An 18343-nucleotide genomic window follows, 5' to 3' on the forward strand; every position below is an offset into this window, starting at 1 on the left:
ACTTAAATTCATGATGATTGCGACAGATGGAAACTTGAAACACTTATCCAATAAATGTTTCACAATCCAAAATCCAAAATGGTATTACTCCATCGCCTTAATTAATTTATTTGCTTGTGTTTGCGCCCGTTGCATCGCCTGTTGTAACGGTTGTTGTCCTAGCAAAGCACTGATAAATTGATTGTCAAAGTTGTTCATAATGGCGGCGGGGTATTTACCTGCTTGCCAAGGCATAGCATAACTCACTCCTGCTAAAAATGGCGATCGCAATGGATCTTTGTCATAACCCAATTTCTCGGCTACTGATTTACGTGTGGGTAAAGCAAAGCCTGTTGCTGTCCACTTTTGCATACCTTGTTTACCTGTGAGGTAGGAAATCAACTCCCAGGCTTCGGCTTTATGCTGTGTTTGTTTGTTCATCACATAGGCAACAGTAAATACCATTGTGCCTTTTTTGTCGTTAATTGTTGGTACTTCTGCGGTAGCAAAATCAAGCTGAGGAAAAGTATCTTTCAGGTAGGGAATTGCCCAGTTGCCTTCAATTACCATTGCTACTTTCCCCTGACCAAACATTTCACTACCTGAGTTCGTCCCCACATCAGATTTTTGCGCGGCGGTACGGTCTTTTTGATACTGGTCTACTACTAACTGTAAACCTTTGATGCCAGCTTCCGAAGCAAAGGCAGCATAATCATTTGCATCTACAAGTTGTCCACCAAAAGCTTTAATTTTATAAGCTTGACGCGCTAACTCTGGGATGACACCATAGCCGTATTGGTCAATCCTACCATCTTGATTTTTATCTACTGTCAATTGTTTGGAGTAGGCACGCAATTCATCCCAAGTGGCGGGAGGACTAGTCAAACCTGCGGCGGTAAAAGCTTGTTTGTTGTAAAAAAGAGTCAGCGTTGAAAAGTCTTTGGGTAAACCATAAATATGATTGTCGTAGTTGAAGCTGTTAAGTATTGTCTCCTCGAAATCAGCCAGGTTAAATTCCGGGTTAATGTAAGCATCTAATGGCTCTAGAACGTTCTGACTCATCAAAAAAGGAGCTTCAAAAGCATCTAAATAGAAGACATCAGGCGCTGCTTCGCCAATCAAGCGTGTTTTTATAACATCCATGTATTGGTCGGCTATGACCTCATACTTCACCCTGATACCTGGATGCTGGGTCTCAAAGTCTTTGAGTACTTGTTTCAATAGTTTTTGCTCAGTCGGATCTGCACCCCAACCGCTAAGTTTAATGATAACTGGAGTCGTGGCTGTGGTGGCATGGGGTAAGGGCAAGTTCTGGCAGCCAATCACCAAAAACGCGATCACCACCATTAATACCAAAAAGCGCCAAAAATTTCTTTTGATCACCGCATAATCAAGATTCTTCTATATTTTTTATAGCTTTTCTTGCTGTAGAATGAATTTAGGGGAAATTAAAATTTTATTTAGAAATGCACGGTAAAATAACTAAAAATAGTCATTACTACTAAGTAAAAGAGAATGTCTAAAAAAAGTTTTACTTACTTTTATTTTATATGCATAAGATCGCAAATCAAAACAAAAAGTAATTTTTTCGTGTGGAAATGAGCAATAGCTAATGGCAATTAACAATTAACAACTAACCATTAACAATTTCTCAATTCATGAATCCTATTCAGGTTGAATCTGCTTCCTCTTTGATCTCAGAAATTTCTGAAATTGAAGTTATAGAAACAACTATTGCTCCTTCATTTCTACCAATATATAACCGCACGTTTTCCAAAGATGCTATTCGTACTAGCCTGCGCGCTTCAACTATAGATGGTATATTTGCAGGCATTTTTGGGATTACAAGTGGTGGTATTTTATTAAGTAATTTCTTGGTAGAATTGGACGCTACACCAGTGGCTTTTGGAATGCTTGCTTCTATTCCCATGCTAGTGAATTTCATTCAGCCATTGGGTGCTTATATCTCAGAACGTTTTCCCAGTCGCTATCAATATTCTCTTTTGATTTATGCACCTTCTCGCTTGATTTGGCTGATTTTAGTAATTTGTATAGCAGCTTTTAGCCAACAATTAATTAATTCTCAGCAGTTAGTCATACTAACACTCTTGATTGTGTTCATGAGCCATCTCTGGGGTGGACTGGGTAATGCATCTTGGTTGTCGTGGATGGCGACCTTAGTCCACCGACGTTTGCGGGGGCGATATTTTGGTATACGCAGTAGTATTGCTAGCTTGACTAATTTGATTTGTGTGCCATTAGCAGGACTAGTTGTATCTCATTGGTATGGTGGTACTATCCAAGGCTATGGGTTACTACTGTTTGTAGGTATCCTATTTGGAATGATAAGTTTGGTGTGTCAGTACTTTAAGCTGGATATCAATCCCCAAGCACAAAATGCGATCGCCACATATGTAAATAATTTTAATGACTCTGTTGATGAGCAAATTGCAGATGTTAACTCCGCGTCTCAACCAAAATTTTGGCAAAGTCTCCGCAATGATACTAATTTTTTAATATTTTTGCTCTACTTTAGTGTATGGATGTTTGCTGTTAACCTCTGTAACCCCTTCTTCAACCTTTACATGCTACATACCCTGGACTTAGATGTTAGCTGGGTGACATTCTACAGTAGCCTGCAAGCAGGGGCTAATATGTTAATGTTGATTCTCTGGGGAAGGCTAGCAGACAAAATCGGCAACCGTCCAGTTCTCTTTTTCATTGGAATTTTGGTAGCGATCGCACCTTTGTTATGGTTAGGTATTGGTTACACTTCCCTAGACATGTGGCTATGGTTGCCTATGTTACATATTTTCTTGGGAGGAACAGGTGCAGCTATTGATTTGTGCGGCAATAATATGCAGCTAGAAGTTGCACCAATCAGAAATCAATCCATATATTTTGCAACGGTAGCTGCGATCGCTGGCTTATGTGGTGCGTTTGGTACAATCCTTGGTGGTTTTATAGTACAAATTAACTTTTGTGGAGGTTTACTAGGATTGTTCGTTTTCTCAACAATATTGAGGCTGGTTGCACTTTTGCCGATCATTTTTGTCCAAGAGTCACGGGGACAATCTTTTGTACAAACCCTCCAAGCTTTTTGGCCGTTTCGCAACAAGCTAGCCTCAGAGTAGGGGACAAGGGGGTCAAATAATCAGTTATCAGTTATCAGTTATCAAATTATTACTTACTGTTAACTGTAGCCTGCGGCAAGCCGCTACGCGTCTACACTGATTTATGCCCGATCCCCACTCCCCAATATTATTCTGCAATTGTCGAACTTAAAGTCATAGTTTTCTCCCACAACACTACATTATGAGTGCTGGTTGTAGCGGGGGGCTGGTGTAATGCTATTAACTGGCTTACTGTGCTTTTGAGCTGGGTACGCGGTACAATTTCATCAACAAAGCCGTGTTTAAGTAAATCTTCGGCAGTTTGGAAGTCATCAGGCAGTTTTTCTCGTAGAGTTTGCTCAATCACTCGCCGACCTGCAAAACCAATCGTTGCTTTGGGTTCTGCTAGGATGATATCACCTAACATCGCAAAACTCGCAGTCACACCGCCTGTAGTAGGATTAGTTAATACTGGCACGTACAATAAGCGTGCTTCTTTATGACGTTCTAAAGCTGCGGAAATTTTCGCCATCTGCATCAGTGAGAGCATTCCTTCTTGCATCCTTGCTCCACCAGATGTACAGACGATGACTACAGCATAACGCCTTTGAGTAGCTTGTTCAATCAAACGGGTGAGTTTCTCGCCGACAACCGAACCCATGCTTCCACCCATGAAGCGAAAATCCATGACTCCAAGAGCAATTGGTAAGCCATTGATCTCGCCCAAACCTGTTTTGACAGCATCTACTAAGCCGAGTTTTTCTTGTGTTTCCCGCAGGCGATCGCTATAGGCTTTGCGATCGCGAAATCCTAAGGGATCAGCAGGACGCAACTGCTCATCTATCGGTCTCCAAGTATTAGGATCTATCAACTGGCGGATGCGCTCATCACTATCTACACGATTATGATGTCCACATTCAGTGCATACCATTAAATTAGCCCTTAGGTCTTTGGCATAACTTAATACACCACACTTTGGACACTTGTTCCACAGTCCGTCTGCGATTTCACGTTCTTGGCGTTCTAAACTGATAGGTCCAGATTTTCGTCGGTTTGCAAACCAATCAAACAGAGATTTTAAACCACGTGACTCTTCGTTGTTTGCCATTTGTTTCTTATGCCAGTAGAGTATGTCAAAAACAGGTTAATCCTTTTGGTGGAGTCATTGTCCTTTGTCATTGGTATTGAGTTTGTACTAATGATTTATGGCTTATGACTACACAACAAACTTTGTCTTCTAAGTAATATTGAGATTTAGTTTTGCATCTTTGCTTGTCAGCTTAACGAAAATACGTAAACCAGTTCAAGTATGTTGTTCTGGATGCCAAGAAGTTTATAACTTTTCAAGTATGAAGAATATACAGTTGGTTATTTGACATGGCAGATTTGAGAGTGGTGTCAAACAATTTGCGATTTAAAATTTTGGAGCCCGCCCTTGGAGGTTTACTCCTTTGTAGGACGTGGCGTGACTTTGGATTAGTTCCACGAGATTTATCTCGTGGCTTGTACGTTGCTCGAAATTATCGATCACAAGATTAATCTTAACAGAAGTTAAAGACCATTAAGGGTAATGAAGTTTACAGTTGCAGGCTCAGAAGTCGGGGTGAGTTACAGGTGTGTCTCGCTTGGAAGATATAGCATTTATACGATCATCTTTTAGCTTTAGGAAAAGCATATAAGTATCTACGCAAAATATTTAGCCATTTTTCAAGCCAACGGTAATCGCTGTATTCCTTGCCTGTTCCCTTTTCCCCGATCCCCTGTTTCCTTTTACGTTCCATTGACAAACAACCGTAAGTAGCTGGACAAGATTATCTCACCACCAAACAGAGTCACTACTGATCCAAGAGCAAGAAACGGACCGAAAGGCATTTTGTATCCCCATCTTCGTTGCGATATGATAATCATACCGCCGCCTACGGATACTCCCAACAAGCAAGCAACAAAAGCAGCCAAGAGTAAGTACTTCCAACCTAACCAGGCTCCCATCATGGCTGCTAATTTGGCATCACCTCCACCCATTACAGTTTTACCAAAAATAATTGAACCAACTGTAGCGATCACATCAAACAGCCATAATCCTAGTGCTGCCCCCAAAATGGCTGTCATCAGGTGACTAGCTAATCCTCTCCAGTTAAAATCTGGCAAAAAACCAACTACTCCTTGAAATACTATCCCGATCACTAATCCTGACTGAGTAAGCTGGTTTGGCAAAGTCATTGTATCTAAATCAATCAACGACAATGCTACTAACCAACTACAAAATACCCAGTAACCTAAAGTGAAAACAGAGACATCAAAACTCCAAAAAAGTAGTAAAAATACTACTCCCATTACTGCTTCTACCAGTGGATAACGCAGAGAAATTTTACCTTGGCAATAGCGACAACAACCTCTTAACCATAGCCAACCTACTACTGGCACATTATCGTAGGGCTTGAGTTGGGTTAAACAATGGGGACAGCGAGAAGGAGGAAAAAGCAGGGATAAGCCATTAGGAAGCCGATAAACTACAACATTAATAAAACTGCCAATAGAAACACCCAAGGCAAATACGATGAAATTTGCCAGGATGATTAGCAAAATATCCATAATTCAGTCTTTTGTCATTTGTCCTTTGTCATTTGTACAACATCAATGACTAATGACCAATAACTAATGACTAATACATATGTGATTCAATTTGATTTAAAGGCACAAAACATTCTGCTGGCAAGAGAACTGGTTGACCAGTAAAAATCACCTTGCCCCGGTGTGTATCGCGATTAATTGCTACACCAGAAGCTTGGCCAGCCATTTCAGGATGTACTTCGCAGTAGGTGTAGTAAATCTTACCAGCTGCTCTGATGACGGCAGGATCAATCAGAGGGGGCTGGTTCTTGGGGTTAGTATAGTTTGCTTGTTCTTGTCGTAAAGCGTACACGACTTATCGAGTATTGTTGTTAGGTTTTGTCTTATTAGTTTATACGAAAGTTTTAGCAATGATTGCCAAAATTTTCGGTTCTATTGGGGAAGATTATTCTTTCAGAACTTGAATTAAAGCCTCACCCATAGCACGGCAACCTAATAGTTGCATCCCTGAAGACATAATGTCTCCCGTCCGAGCGCCATTTTGTAACACTTGCAACACACCTTTTTCCAGAAAGTCTGCTGCTGCGCCTTGGTTTAAACCATAGCGGAGCATCATTGCTGCGCTCAAAACCTGGGCTAGGGGATTAGCTTTATCTTGTCCGGCAATATCAGGGGCAGAACCATGAACAGGTTCAAACATTCCAGGACCGGAAGCTCCTAAACTAGCAGAAGGCAACATGCCGATGCTACCAGTAAGCATGGCAGCAGCATCTGAAAGAATATCGCCAAACAGATTTCCTGTGACAATAGTATCGAACTGTTTAGGGGCACGTAGTAACTGCATAGCAGCATTATCTACATACAGATGAGTAAGTTCCACATCCGGATATTCAGCCGCTAGTTTTGTGATGCGATCGCGCCACAGTTGTGATACTTCCAAAACATTGGATTTATCTACTGAACATAGTTTGCTTTGGCGTTTGCGAGCTGTTTCAAATGCTACTCTACCAATGCGATCAATTTCCGATTCGGTGTACGCCATTGTGTTGACACCACGCTTTTGGCCAGTTTCCGTTGCAAAAATTCCCCTGGGTTTGCCAAAGTAAATCCCGCCAGTAAGTTCGCGCACCACCATAATATCAACACCTTCGACAACTTCCCGTTTCAAAGTAGAAGCCTCAATTAACTGGGGTATAATTTTCGCTGGGCGCAAATTAGCAAATAATTCCAAACCCGCACGTAGTCCAAGTAAACCAGCTTCTGGACGTAAATGTGATGGCAGACAATCCCATTTGTAACCACCAATCGCCGCTAATAATACCGCATCACTGTTACGGCACACATCTAAAGTCGCTGCTGGTAGGGGTTCACCTGTAGCATCAATTGCTGCACCACCAATCAGCGCTTCTTGGAATTCAAACTGAAGATCAAATTTTTTTTCCACGACTTTAAGCACGTCTACCGCTACAGCCATGATTTCGGGGCCAATGCCATCGCCAGGAAGTAAGGTAATGCGGTATTGCTGTGCCATAGTTAAGTTTGCTTGGGTAAGTGTTTAAGCTTGCAGAAAAATATCATATCAAAACACAGATCCCCGACTTCTGGTGAAAAGTCGGGGATCTTAATTTGGTTATTTCAACAAATTCATCGCTGCTTCCTGTTTAAAGTTTTCTGCCCAATCAAAGGGTGTACCCTGATGAACGCTATCTTTTAAACTTAGGTCAGCACCCTGCGCTAGTAAAAGTTTAATCATTTCTACATCGCCTTTGATTGCAGCAAGATGCAGTGGAGTAAGTTCTATATTTCCACTAGATATAGCGTTAACTTTGATACTATTATCCAGCAGGATGACAGCTACTTGATGCTGACTGTAAAGCGCTGCTACATGTAACGGAGTAAAAAGAGTTTGATAGTCGCCGAAGAATAAATATGTGGTTTTGATGCTGGCATCTGCACCATATTTGAGAAGCATTTTTGTTGCTTCAGCTAAACCTTGTTTAGCAGTATGATGCAGCAAAAATTGATACTCACTTCCAGGCTGAATTTTGGATGGTTCGGATAAGAGCAAAGTTTCGGCTAATTGCCAATTTTGTTGTGCGATCGCAACTGATAAATCAATGTTCACACCTTGTTCTTCAAGTAATTGCACCATAGTTTCATTTTTTTGGTCAATTGCCAAGCACAGAGGACTTATCCCCCAAGCTGTGAGAGCATTGATATCAGCGCCTCTGTCAAGAAACAAATTCACCATATCTGGCAGATTTTGAATCACTGCGTATTCACCATATCTGGCAGATTTTGAATCACTGCGTAGTGCAAAGGTTGCCATGCTTCGAGAGCAAAACCCAGACATTGTTGCAAGACACTAGGATTATTGGCAACTAGCAAACCGACATCATCAAATCTACCAAGAGCCATAGCACTGAAGATATCCAGTTTAGCCCCTTTCGCCAGAAGATATTCACAAACTTCCAAGTAGCGTTCGCCAGGAACAGAATGATCATTAGTGTAACGTTTGATAACTGTCGCCCAACCTAGAGGAGTGAGATTGTACCAGCCGTCAATTGCATTCACATCAGCACCATTTTCTACCAAAACCTGCGATACTTCTAAATGACCGCCTGTCGCCGCCCAGTGCAGGGGTATACTGTTGCTACCATTGTCTTGGCCTGCATTAACATTTGCACCTGCGGTAATTAGAGAATGGACAACTTCTAAGTGTCCGCGATGGGCAGCAAAATGTAGGGGAGTACTTTTGATTTCTTGACTTTTAATATTTACTAAACTTGGCTCTTGTTGCAACAGAGATTTAACTAAAATGCTGTCACCGCTAACAGAAGCTTCGAGAATTTTCAGTACCTTAGCGGCAAAATCATCGTTTCTGGATGGACGCTGGGAATGTAGATTGTTTGAAACCATATGAATCATCTTTGTTTTGAGTCGGTGACGTGCAGAATGCAAGCGATTTTTAATAGTTGAGATAGGGAGACCAAGAAAATCGCTGATTTCCTTTTGCGAGTAGCCACTGATATAGAAGAGTGTGACAACAGTGCGATCGCTTTCTGGTAGCGTTTGGATAGAGCGATGAACAATATCTTTCAGTTCGTTTTCAAGGGCGATTTGGATTGGTTCAGGATGATTTGATGCCAATTCATCGGTATCTTCCAAAGCAACGATGGTGAGGCGTTTACCCCGTGTGAATCTGTCGCAATGCTTGAAGATAATTTTTTTCAACCAGCCGGGAAATCCTACAGGCGATCGCAGCTTGGATAAATTGAGGTAAGCTTCTATAAAAGCTTCCTGTGCTGCATCTTCTGCCAGTTGAAAACTCCCCAGAATAGAGTAACTGTAACCAACAGCCATATCCTGAAAATTACGGACTATCTTGCTGTAGGCGTTTAAATCTCCAGCTTGAGACTGAATGACTAGTTGTGTTAACTCTTCCAGTTTCAGCTTTTTCTTCATGTTGGACTTATGGTTCCCTATTTCATAAGACCCAACTTGTAAAAGTAAAGTTTAAAGTTCATGCTTGTTGAAGTTACCACTTGGTATTTAGAAATGCTTAATCCCAAGCAACTGCATTCAGTTTCTTCAGGGAATTATGAACTGAGAATTGAGCAGGCAAAAATTCCTTCACCTGAATTCAGTCGTTTTCTCTATACCAGTGTGGGAGGTGATTGGTATTGGATTGATCGCCTCAGTTGGAATTACCAGCGTTGGTTATCTTATCTGAGTCGTCCAGAATTAGAAACCTGGGTTGCTTACGTTTCTGGTACACCCGCAGGATATGTCGAACTTGGAGTTCAAGCAGATAACAATGTGGAGATTACGTATTTTGGTATTTTACGTCAATTCATCGGACAGAGATTGGGGGGACACCTGCTTAGCTTTGGGGTAGAAAGAGCATGGGCAATTGGTGCAAAAAGAGTGTGGGTACATACTTGTAGTTTAGATGGGCCTTATGCTTTAGCAAATTATCAAGCACGAGGTTTCCAAATTTACAAGCAAGCAGAACACACTCTAGAAATTCCTGACAAACCAATGGGTGCTTGGTCAGGTGCTAATGATTAGCGTCAAACTTTAAATACTATACTTAGTAATACTTAGAGTTTAAGCTTGTAGAAAACTATAGTATTCAGCAATTACACTCATGGAATGGAAAATATATTTAGATGTCTAAGGAAATCAATCACTTGATTGATTTCCTCCCAAGTTATTGATGTGAATAATGCCGTCGGTTGTGAGTAATATTCTGGACTGTATTCACTAGTTTAGAGTAGCTACTTTTAGCAGCATCCTCTGTCAGAATTGTCGAGACACCAAATTGATTCTGAATTATAAGCTTTGTTGTGCGGCTTAAAGTTTGCTGCTTATTTTTCCAAGAAATACATTCGTTTTCTCCCTCTTGACAGGCAACACGGGTTCCGGAAGGGAGAACACAACCATAAACATTTCCACCTTCAAGATATCTTCCCCCTTGTTTATTGCAATTTCTTTTAACTGTATCTTTTGAAGCTGGGGGATGCACACGTGTTTCAGCTAGACCTGCTGAAGGTAATAGCAATGCAGATATTAGAAACATGAAAGAGAATGATCTGATAAACATCTTTATAACCTCAGTTTGAAACTATAATTTCGACGGAAGGAACAATTATTAATAGTTAAATTCAGTAGACCATTGTTGTATTTCGGCTTTAACTAGGAACTACTAATGATGCAAAAAGATTCTCGGTATTTAATTTAAAACGAAAAATGCAGTAATTTAGAAAATTGCACTTTCTAGTGATACACCGTTAAACTCAACGACTGAATTACTAGGTTGAGCGCGCTTAATTACAACCTCAACCCAATAAATATTGGCATCCATATCTATAGAATCACAGACATCACTACTGACTTGCCATGAGCCTCTTTTGTTAGAAGTTACCTTACAGACTTGGGTGTTATATGCCCCGTTTGATTTTGCAAAGGACTTAAGGCTCGCTTCAACTTTAAAAGCATTATTCGCTCCATCTGGGTCTTGGTAAAACAGTCGGAGAATGGTTCCGTCTCCACCATAGACGTTGGGATTGATACTGCTAACTGGACAAGAGAACACCAGAGGTTCCGTGCCATTACCCTTATATTTGACACGGCCTGCTCCCGTTACAGTCCAATATTGTTGGCTGTAAATGGTTTGATCAGTAGGAATACAGCCACCACCGTTGGATTGCTAATAAACAGCCCTTACTTTTTGAGCAAAAACTGTTGATGGCGTTAATAATAAAGCCAGGGTTGTACAAAACATCCAAGATCTTAACTTTTTCACAACACTCCTTTCAAATTTTTTATTGATTGGTTTATATGTGTGACTTACACCATATCTTGTCCTTTTTGGGCATTAAATAAAGTCTTTTTTTTCAAAGTCTATTTACTCAGTTACAAGCATATACATAAACTACAAAGCTTTCGGGATTTCCATACCTATCGTAAGCACCTGTCGGATCGGCAATATATAAGGAACGTTTTCTTTTCATAGCAGTCTTACTGCCATGCCCAATATTTCTAAATTCCGTTGGATCTGTCCAAACTGATTTATCTCTTTTAATCTTGAAGCGAATGTTGTTAATATTAGCAACACCTGGTGATGTAACACGCCAACAAAAATACCTGTAGCCATTGGGTACTGAAGAAGTAGTGAAATTTCCACTGGAACGATGCTTTTGTCCTATACGTGGTCGTCCTTCTGATCTGACGCTAGATACTAAAATACTAGGTCTTTGTGCTAACGCATTAGGCATTCCCATGAGTAGCTGACTTGTAAAGGTGAGTGTAGTCACAGAGAGCATAAAATATTTGTTCATTACATTGCCTCCTGTAGTAAAAATTAGCTAGTTCAGTCCCTTTTTTTAAGCAAGAAAACTCTATATATTTTTGCGGTACAAGGGTTACAGAACAGCTAGATTTTCTTGGTAAATTCACATATATAAATATATATAGCGAGTTAATTTATCGCATTCAATACGAAAAATTCCGTACTCAAATATTAAGAAATTGACACAATGTGCATAATTAAAGTAGATTTATTGTCAAATTAGTCTCATAGCACAAGAGGAGGAAAAATGGCCACTCTGAAGCAAAGAGACGTTCAGCAAATGCAGCATTTTCTTCATGAACTGTATACACTCTCTAACTTGGAAATGCTTTCTACAAAAGCAATCTCAGCTTTGTCGCAGGTAGTTAGTTCGGATGTGACAGCTTGGTCGCCAGTAAATTTCCCTCAACACAGAATATTACCTTTAATCTCATCAAAGAATTTTGACTCTCCTTTGCTAGAAGCAATTGAACAAACTGCTTCTGGTCATTTCTATGAAAATCCACTGGTCAGACACTATCTCGAAACTAATGATGGTAGGGCTTACAAAATATCAGATTTCTTGTGTGAACAAGAACTTCACCGCTTAGAGGGCTTTTATCATAGATGTTTGCGTTTGTTCAATGCAGAAGAGCAAATGATTGTGGTACTACCAATCTCTTCTGCAAACTTTCCTTTACGGAATTTAGCCACAGATATTGTGATTGCCCTGCATCGATCAAAACGGAATTTTTCTGAACGCGATCGCCTGATTTTGAATTTACTACGTCCTCATCTCATCCAAGCTTATAAAAATGCCCAAGCTGTTACTCAAATGCAGCAAGAGTTAGCCCAATTGCATCAAACCATAGAACAGTTGGGGATGATTAGCTTGTCAGCCACTGGACAAGTCCAGACGATGACTAGAAAATCCTGGGAGTTGCTGAGGCAGTATTTTCAAGATTCTTTACCACAAGCTTTTCACTTACCAGAACTGTTACAAAACTGGGTAAATTATCAAATCTTTCTCATGTCTAAGGGTGATAATGTCACTCAAATCTACCCAACTTTGCGAATTGAACAAGCAAATCAGTATTTGATTGTGCGGTTAATTTATGATCACCAACAGGAACAATACATACTCATACTAGAAGAACATCCACTTAGTTCTTTTTCTCCAGAATTATTGACAATGCTGGGATTAACTAGCCGTGAAGCAGAAGTCTTGTTTTGGAGTGCTAAAAACAAAAGCACAAAGGAGATTGCCTCTCATCTTAACTGTAGTGATAAAACTGTGGCAAAACATTTCGAGCATATATATGAAAAACTCGGTGTAGGAACTCGTGTTGCAGCGATTATGAAAGCTTTAGAAATGCTGGGAATGATTAAGTGACCATCTATTATTTGAGATGATATCAACTTGAGAAATGTACTTGTAAGCATCGATTTAGCTCTAGTTTTTTTAACTACTCGTGGGTTACTTCTTCCTTCAATTTCAAAAATAGGTATAAATTTATATTTAATTTCTAGTAATAATCGGCAATAGATAGCAGTAAATATCAAGTTTCATTAAAGACAGTTTCAATTTCCGAAACGAAGCTGACAAAAGCTGTAGGAAAAGGCTAGCTTATTTGATAATCGCAAGCGGCACTCAGCAGCTATGGTAAAAGAATTAGCAATTCGCACCAATGGACTGACGAAGCAATTTGACAGGCACGTTGCCGTTAATAACGTTGATTTAGAAATTTATGCAGGTGAAGTATATGGTTTAATTGGCCCTAATGGTGCAGGCAAAACCACTCTCATCCGGATGTTGGCAGCAGCAGAAGAACCAACTACGGGTGAGATTTATATTAATGGCGATCGCTTGTTACGTGACCAAAGTAACCCTACTTTGAAGCGTCGCCTTGGTTACTTGCCTGATGACTATCCTCTGTATGAGGAACTAACAGTCTGGGATTACTTAGATTATTTCGCCCGTCTGTATCGTTTGCGAGAACCACGCCGGACAAAACGTCTACATGAGGTTTTAGAACTCATACAGTTGGGGAATAAGCGCAATAGTTTAATTTCCACTTTGTCACGGGGGATGAAGCAGCGCCTCAGTTTGGCGCGAACAATCATTCATGAACCGATTTTGCTGCTGTTGGATGAACCTGTTTCGGGACTCGATCCAATTGCGAGGATGCAGTTTCGAGAAATCATCAAAGTCTTGCAAGAAGCGGGAATGACTATCTTAATTTCCTCCCATGTTCTCAGCGATTTAGCAGAATTATGCACTTCGGTGGGAATCATGGAACTTGGTTATTTAGTGGAAAGTGCATCGCTACAACAACTTTATCAACGTCTTGCCCGCCAGCAAATTGTCATCTCAACTTTAGGAAAGCAAGAGGAATTATTAGCAGAACTAAAGAATAATTCTTTTGTACAAGAGTGGGAAATCATGAGTGTTAAAAACAGTGTGCGGGTGAATTTTTCTGGTAAGCAGGAAGATTGTGCTGATTTATTACGATCGCTTATCCAAGCAAACATTCCTGTTAGCGAATTTCATTGCACTCAAGAAGACTTAGAAACCATTTTCCTCAAGCTTGGTCACAAACAAGCATCTTAGTTAAAAGTGAGTAGTTAGTAGTTAGTTGTTGCTTGTTTAGCATTTCCCCTTTTCCTCCTTTTCCTCCTTGTCTTCCTTGTCCCCCTTGTCCCCTCTTTCCCCAATCCCCAACTTTGGAGTTTTCACCTATGATGCTCAAATTTATGGACAAAATAGGCGACTGGAATCCGCAATTACTGCGGGAAATTAAAGGTCGTCTAAAACTTTTCCCTGTTGCGATCGCCTGTATTTCATCTTTAGTTGGTCAGTTGATATTGTTCTTGTATCAATTACGGGAAGTACCAGGCACAAAATATCAAATGTCTGGAAGTTATTGCCTCTTAGGAGAAGCTTATAAACAACAATTAAATGAGATTTACCCGCAGATTAACAAACTGCAACAACAATTATCTATATTGGGCAAATCTAAAAACTATGATGCATCACCAGTTCAATCAGTAACACAACAAATAGATCAACTCAAGACCCAAGAAAAGAATATCAATAACATTCTGTACAATCAGTACTGCCCACTTAACCAAATCGATATGCAGGGGTGGTGGCGGGATCATTGGGAATATATATTCCTATCACTGACTGTGATTTTTATTTTCACACTGTTAGTCGCGGGCACATATCTACTGATTAATAACTTAGCTCAAGAAGAAAATCGGGGTACATTAAATTTTCTGCATCTGAGTCCCCAGTCAGAAACAACTATTTTGACTGGCAAAATGTTAGGAGTTCCAATTTTAATTTATTTTGCAGTTGCAGTTGCTATTCCTTTTCATTTGTTAGCAGGTCGTGCTGCCAACATTGCTTCTAGTCATATTTTAAGTTTTTACATTGTTTTGGCGGCTAGTTGCTTCTTTTTCTATAGCACTGCACTATTATTTGGATTTTTGAGCCGTTTCTTTAGTGGATTTCAACCGTGGTTAGGCAGTGGTGCAGTTTTAATTTTCTTATTCATGACAATGCAATTTGCATCTTCTGGCCCATATCTAGATAATGCAGCTGCTTGGTTAAGGTTGTTCAGTCCTTTTGATATGACTGCTTATTTGTTCCCCAATTTATTATTTCACAGATATAATTGGGAATTGCTAGAACAAATACAATTTTTCTACCTGCCTGTTGGGAAAAACCTTATTGGTTTACTGCTTTTGAATTTAGTCAATTATGGCTTGTGGAGTTACTTGGTTTGGCATGGATTAAAGCGTCGCTTTCGTAACCCAAATTCTGCGATGTTGAGTAAAGGGCAAAGTTATTTGCTTGTTGCTTATTTGCAACTTCTTCTTTGGGGATTTACTCTCCAATATTTCAGAAATACTTATCCTTTCTACCCCCGTAGTACATCTGCTCCTGCTTATTCTGATTTCAACTATCAAGTAACACAAAACTTTGCTGTAATAGTGTTTTTTAACTTACTGTTACTGTTCGGTTTAATTGCCATTCTCTCACCCCATCGGCAAGCAGTACAAGATTGGGCTAGGTATCGACACCAGAATGTTTCTCAACGTAAAAGATTTTGGCAGAATTATTTATTACAAGATTTAATCTGGGGTGAAAAAAGTCCCGCTCTCATCACATTAGCAATTAATCTTGTAATTGTTACTATCCCGTTAGTGATTTGGATTTTAGTTGCACTTTCTTTGAAGGCAAATAATAACCATAGCTTAGACTGGCTAGTGAACGAAGTTGGACGCTTCAAAGCAATTTTAGGTGTGGTGTTGTTTATTTGTGTGATGATGATTTATGCCACTATCACACAAATCATGCTAATGATGAAAACTTCCAAACCTTCTGTTTGGGCAATTGGAACTGTCGCCGCAGCTATGTTTTTACCGCCGATGTTTTTAGGAATGCTGAATCTTAATCCAGAAACACATTCTACATTATGGTTACTTTCTAGTTTTCCTTGGGCAGGTCTAGAATATGCGACGACTACGACAGTTTTTGTAGCTCTTTTAGGTGAGTTGAGTGTTTTGGTATTGTTAAACTTGCAATTGAAACGTCAAATCAAAATAGCAGGAGAATCTGCTATAAAAGCTTTACTAGCAACAAACTAATTTGCAGAAGTTCGTAGTAAGCACTAAAGTCCTTACTACGAACTGGTAAAACTTGACTTAACAAAATACACTTTTATTAAAGAGTGTCGCTATGATACACAATTTTCTAGATCGACTAGGAGACTGGAATCCGCAATTATTGCGTGAAATCAAAGGACGTCTGCAACTACGCAACGTTATCCTGACAACTATCATTTCCTTAAGTAGTCAATGTTTGCTATTTCTAGCTTTTCAATCTCAGTTACCAATTTCTCAGGATAGATTTCTCGATAATTCTAATCGGTATTGCACTGGAAAACTTTTATATGGATTACCTAAATGTTTATTAAATGAATTTGACGATAAAATCATCAATTGGCAGTTATGGTGGCAAGATGTCTTTACATGGCTTAATATTATTGCCTGTTTTAGTCTTTTGGTGATCGGAACTTATCTCCTCATCAGCGATTTAGCTAATGAAGAACGTCGTGGAACCCTCAATTTTATTCGTCTGAGTCCCCAGGAATCCCAAAGCATTTTAGTTGGAAAAATGTTAGGCGTGCCAATTTTGCCTTATCTGGCGATCGCTTTGGCTATTCCTCTACATTTATTATCAGGATTGGCAGCAAATCTTTCATTAGCAAATATTTTGGGCTTTGATGCTGTTGTCGTAGCTGCTTGTTTTTTCTATTACAGTGCTGCACTGCTATTTGGCTTAGTTGGTTCTTGGTTGGGTGGCTTCCAAGCTTGGTTGGGTAGTGGAGTTATTCTCGGTTTTTTACTAATAACTAAGCAATCACTAGTTTATGGAGCAATTAATTCTCCGTTTACTTTCTTAAGATTTTTAAATCCGTTTTACTTTATTCCCAAACTACTAGCAATTCCTAATTTTAGCTCAACTGCTTTATGGAATGATTTTTACTGGTTTGGTATACCAATGGGAGCTAGTCATATTGTAATTACTGGCTTAGCACTTGTAAATTTCTTTTGTCTAGCGTATTTTACTTGGCAAGCTTTACAGCGTTGTTTTCGTAATTCTAACGCTACTATGCTAAGTAAACAGCAGAGTTATTTACTCACTTTTTACTTCACTATTGCTTCTTTAGGCTGTGCAAATTGGCAATCAATTATCTGGAGTAAAAATTCATATACATCAGTGATGAAAGATGAACTTGCTTGTTTATTATTTTTGCATTTATGGCTATTTTTGTTTTTAATTGCGGCGATTACTCCTCATCGCCCAACTTTACAAGACTGGGCGCGCTACCTTCATCTTTCTGTTGATAAATGTTTAAGAAATAGGTATGTAATCAAAGATTTAATGTGGGGAGAAAAAAGTCCATCTCTTGTGGCGATCGCTTTAAATGCAATTATTGCAATAACATTTCTCAGTTCATTAATTATTCTGGCAAAGAATTTTGAAAACAAAATTAATGCTGTTTATGCCTTAATTTTAGGTGGTAGTTTAGCTATGCTTTATGCAGCATTAGCCCAACTGATGTTATTTAATAAAAATCGACATCGGGTAATTTGGGCTGTTGGTAGCCTTGGTGCTGTAATTATTTTGCCAGTAGTCATTATGCTTATGTTTTGGTCTAATTATCCTGGCAATAGTAATTTCATTGGACTGTTTTCAGTAGCTGCGCCGCTTCTTGCTTTGTATACACCCAACGGAGATTTACTATATTCCATCGGCATGTTTTTTGTAATTCCTGTTCAGGGAATCATATTAGCACTACTAATTTTGCAGTTGCGGCGACAATTAAAAAAAGCAGGAGAATCTGTAACCAAGATATTATTTAATTGATAATCAATGTGTATTTGATTAACTCAAACTAGTTTTTGATTGTTGTTAATTTCAACTGAAACATGGGAATTCTAATCATGAAAGGTTAGAAACTCTTGTTATTAATAAAATTAACGATGCTCAAGTCTGTTGTTGGTCACAGTAATGATCCAGAATCCCAAACCTGGAACCATTAGTGGTTGGCATCCTCCTGATGATTGACCACTAATTCAGCGATCGCCATCTGGGAACCAGAAACAGAAAAAGTGGGGGTTCTGTGCAATCAAGAAAGCGATCGCTCCCCAGGTCGCCTTATTGATGAGTTAGGTTTGTCATCACCTGTTGGATGTGATCGCCAACCTCGACTGAGCAACAACTTTACCGGTTATATCTCATGAGTGTCGGTAAAATTTGGGAATAGCGTTT

General features: G+C 39.6%; 17 protein-coding genes. 7 read left to right on the plus strand and 10 right to left on the minus strand.

Features of this window, described 5'->3' with window-relative positions; genetic code table 11:
* Positions 1–84 precede the first annotated feature (84 nt).
* Positions 85–1326, minus strand: coding sequence for an ABC transporter substrate-binding protein (locus tag RS893_RS05775; RefSeq protein ID WP_315791879.1), 1242 nt, complete (start codon positions 1324–1326; stop codon positions 85–87).
* 311 nt (positions 1327–1637) lie between these two features.
* Here RS893_RS05775 and RS893_RS05780 point away from each other — a divergent pair, with 311 nt between their 5' ends.
* The gene (locus RS893_RS05780; protein WP_315790287.1) at positions 1638–3113 is read left to right on the plus strand and encodes an MFS transporter; all 1476 of its coding nucleotides are present in this window, start codon (positions 1638–1640) and stop codon (positions 3111–3113) included.
* A 127-nt stretch (positions 3114–3240) separates the two neighbouring features.
* On the opposite strand, the gene accD is transcribed toward RS893_RS05780, so the two are convergent.
* The 6 genes from accD to RS893_RS05810 all read right to left on the minus strand — a co-directional run bounded on the left by accD (position 3241) and on the right by RS893_RS05810 (position 9128).
* Positions 3241–4200, minus strand: coding sequence for an acetyl-CoA carboxylase, carboxyltransferase subunit beta (accD, locus tag RS893_RS05785; RefSeq protein ID WP_315790288.1), 960 nt, complete (start codon positions 4198–4200; stop codon positions 3241–3243).
* A 662-nt stretch (positions 4201–4862) separates the two neighbouring features.
* Complete coding sequence (locus RS893_RS05790; protein WP_315790289.1) at positions 4863–5684, minus strand: A24 family peptidase; 822 nt, start codon at positions 5682–5684, stop codon at positions 4863–4865.
* A 70-nt stretch (positions 5685–5754) separates the two neighbouring features.
* Positions 5755–6015 (minus strand): hypothetical protein, encoded by a 261-nt coding sequence (locus RS893_RS05795; RefSeq protein ID WP_102152085.1) that lies wholly within the window; start codon positions 6013–6015, stop codon positions 5755–5757.
* A 93-nt stretch (positions 6016–6108) separates the two neighbouring features.
* Entirely contained in the window at positions 6109–7194 is a 1086-nt protein-coding gene (gene leuB / locus RS893_RS05800; RefSeq protein WP_315790290.1) for a 3-isopropylmalate dehydrogenase, read from the minus strand.
* Positions 7195–7293: 99 nt separating this feature from the next.
* Complete coding sequence (locus tag RS893_RS05805) at positions 7294–7992, minus strand: ankyrin repeat domain-containing protein (RefSeq protein ID WP_315790291.1); 699 nt, start codon at positions 7990–7992, stop codon at positions 7294–7296.
* Positions 7932–9128 (minus strand): sigma-70 family RNA polymerase sigma factor, encoded by a 1197-nt coding sequence (locus tag RS893_RS05810; RefSeq protein WP_315790292.1) that lies wholly within the window; start codon positions 9126–9128, stop codon positions 7932–7934. The genes RS893_RS05805 and RS893_RS05810 overlap by 61 nt, the downstream gene beginning before the upstream one ends.
* 60 nt (positions 9129–9188) lie before the next feature.
* On the opposite strand from RS893_RS05810, the gene RS893_RS05815 reads away from it, so the two are divergent.
* Positions 9189–9734: a GNAT family N-acetyltransferase gene (locus RS893_RS05815; protein ID WP_315790293.1), complete on the plus strand. Its 546-nt coding sequence runs from the start codon at positions 9189–9191 to the stop codon at positions 9732–9734.
* 142 nt (positions 9735–9876) lie between these two features.
* On the opposite strand, the gene RS893_RS05820 is transcribed toward RS893_RS05815, so the two are convergent.
* The 3 genes from RS893_RS05820 to RS893_RS05830 form a co-directional block, all read right to left on the minus strand.
* Entirely contained in the window at positions 9877–10245 is a 369-nt protein-coding gene (locus tag RS893_RS05820; protein WP_315790294.1) for a hypothetical protein, read from the minus strand.
* A 180-nt stretch (positions 10246–10425) separates the two neighbouring features.
* A complete protein-coding gene (locus tag RS893_RS05825; RefSeq protein WP_315790295.1) occupies positions 10426–10761 on the minus strand; it encodes a hypothetical protein in 336 nt (111 codons plus the stop codon).
* Positions 10762–11077: 316 nt separating this feature from the next.
* Positions 11078–11506 (minus strand): hypothetical protein, encoded by a 429-nt coding sequence (locus RS893_RS05830; RefSeq protein WP_315790296.1) that lies wholly within the window; start codon positions 11504–11506, stop codon positions 11078–11080.
* 258 nt (positions 11507–11764) lie between these two features.
* Here RS893_RS05830 and RS893_RS05835 point away from each other — a divergent pair, with 258 nt between their 5' ends.
* The 5 genes from RS893_RS05835 (at position 11765) to RS893_RS05855 (ending at position 18315) form a co-directional block, all read left to right on the plus strand.
* Positions 11765–12889: a helix-turn-helix transcriptional regulator gene (locus RS893_RS05835; RefSeq protein ID WP_315790297.1), complete on the plus strand. Its 1125-nt coding sequence runs from the start codon at positions 11765–11767 to the stop codon at positions 12887–12889.
* A gap of 267 nt (positions 12890–13156) precedes the next feature.
* Entirely contained in the window at positions 13157–14107 is a 951-nt protein-coding gene (locus RS893_RS05840) for an ABC transporter ATP-binding protein (RefSeq protein WP_315790298.1), read from the plus strand.
* Positions 14108–14235: 128 nt separating this feature from the next.
* On the plus strand, positions 14236–16152 hold the full coding sequence (locus RS893_RS05845) for an ABC transporter permease subunit (protein ID WP_315790299.1): 1917 nt from the start codon (positions 14236–14238) through the stop codon (positions 16150–16152).
* Positions 16153–16243: 91 nt separating this feature from the next.
* Positions 16244–17938 carry a hypothetical protein gene (locus RS893_RS05850; protein WP_315790300.1) on the plus strand — a complete coding sequence of 565 codons (1695 nt, stop codon included), beginning with the start codon at positions 16244–16246 and terminating at the stop codon, positions 17936–17938.
* A gap of 197 nt (positions 17939–18135) precedes the next feature.
* A complete protein-coding gene (locus tag RS893_RS05855; RefSeq protein ID WP_315790301.1) occupies positions 18136–18315 on the plus strand; it encodes a hypothetical protein in 180 nt (59 codons plus the stop codon).
* Positions 18316–18343: the final 28 nt, after the last annotated feature.

It is taken from the genome of Fischerella sp. JS2 (genome assembly GCF_032393985.1).
In the GTDB taxonomy this organism is placed as follows: domain Bacteria; phylum Cyanobacteriota; class Cyanobacteriia; order Cyanobacteriales; family Nostocaceae; genus Fischerella.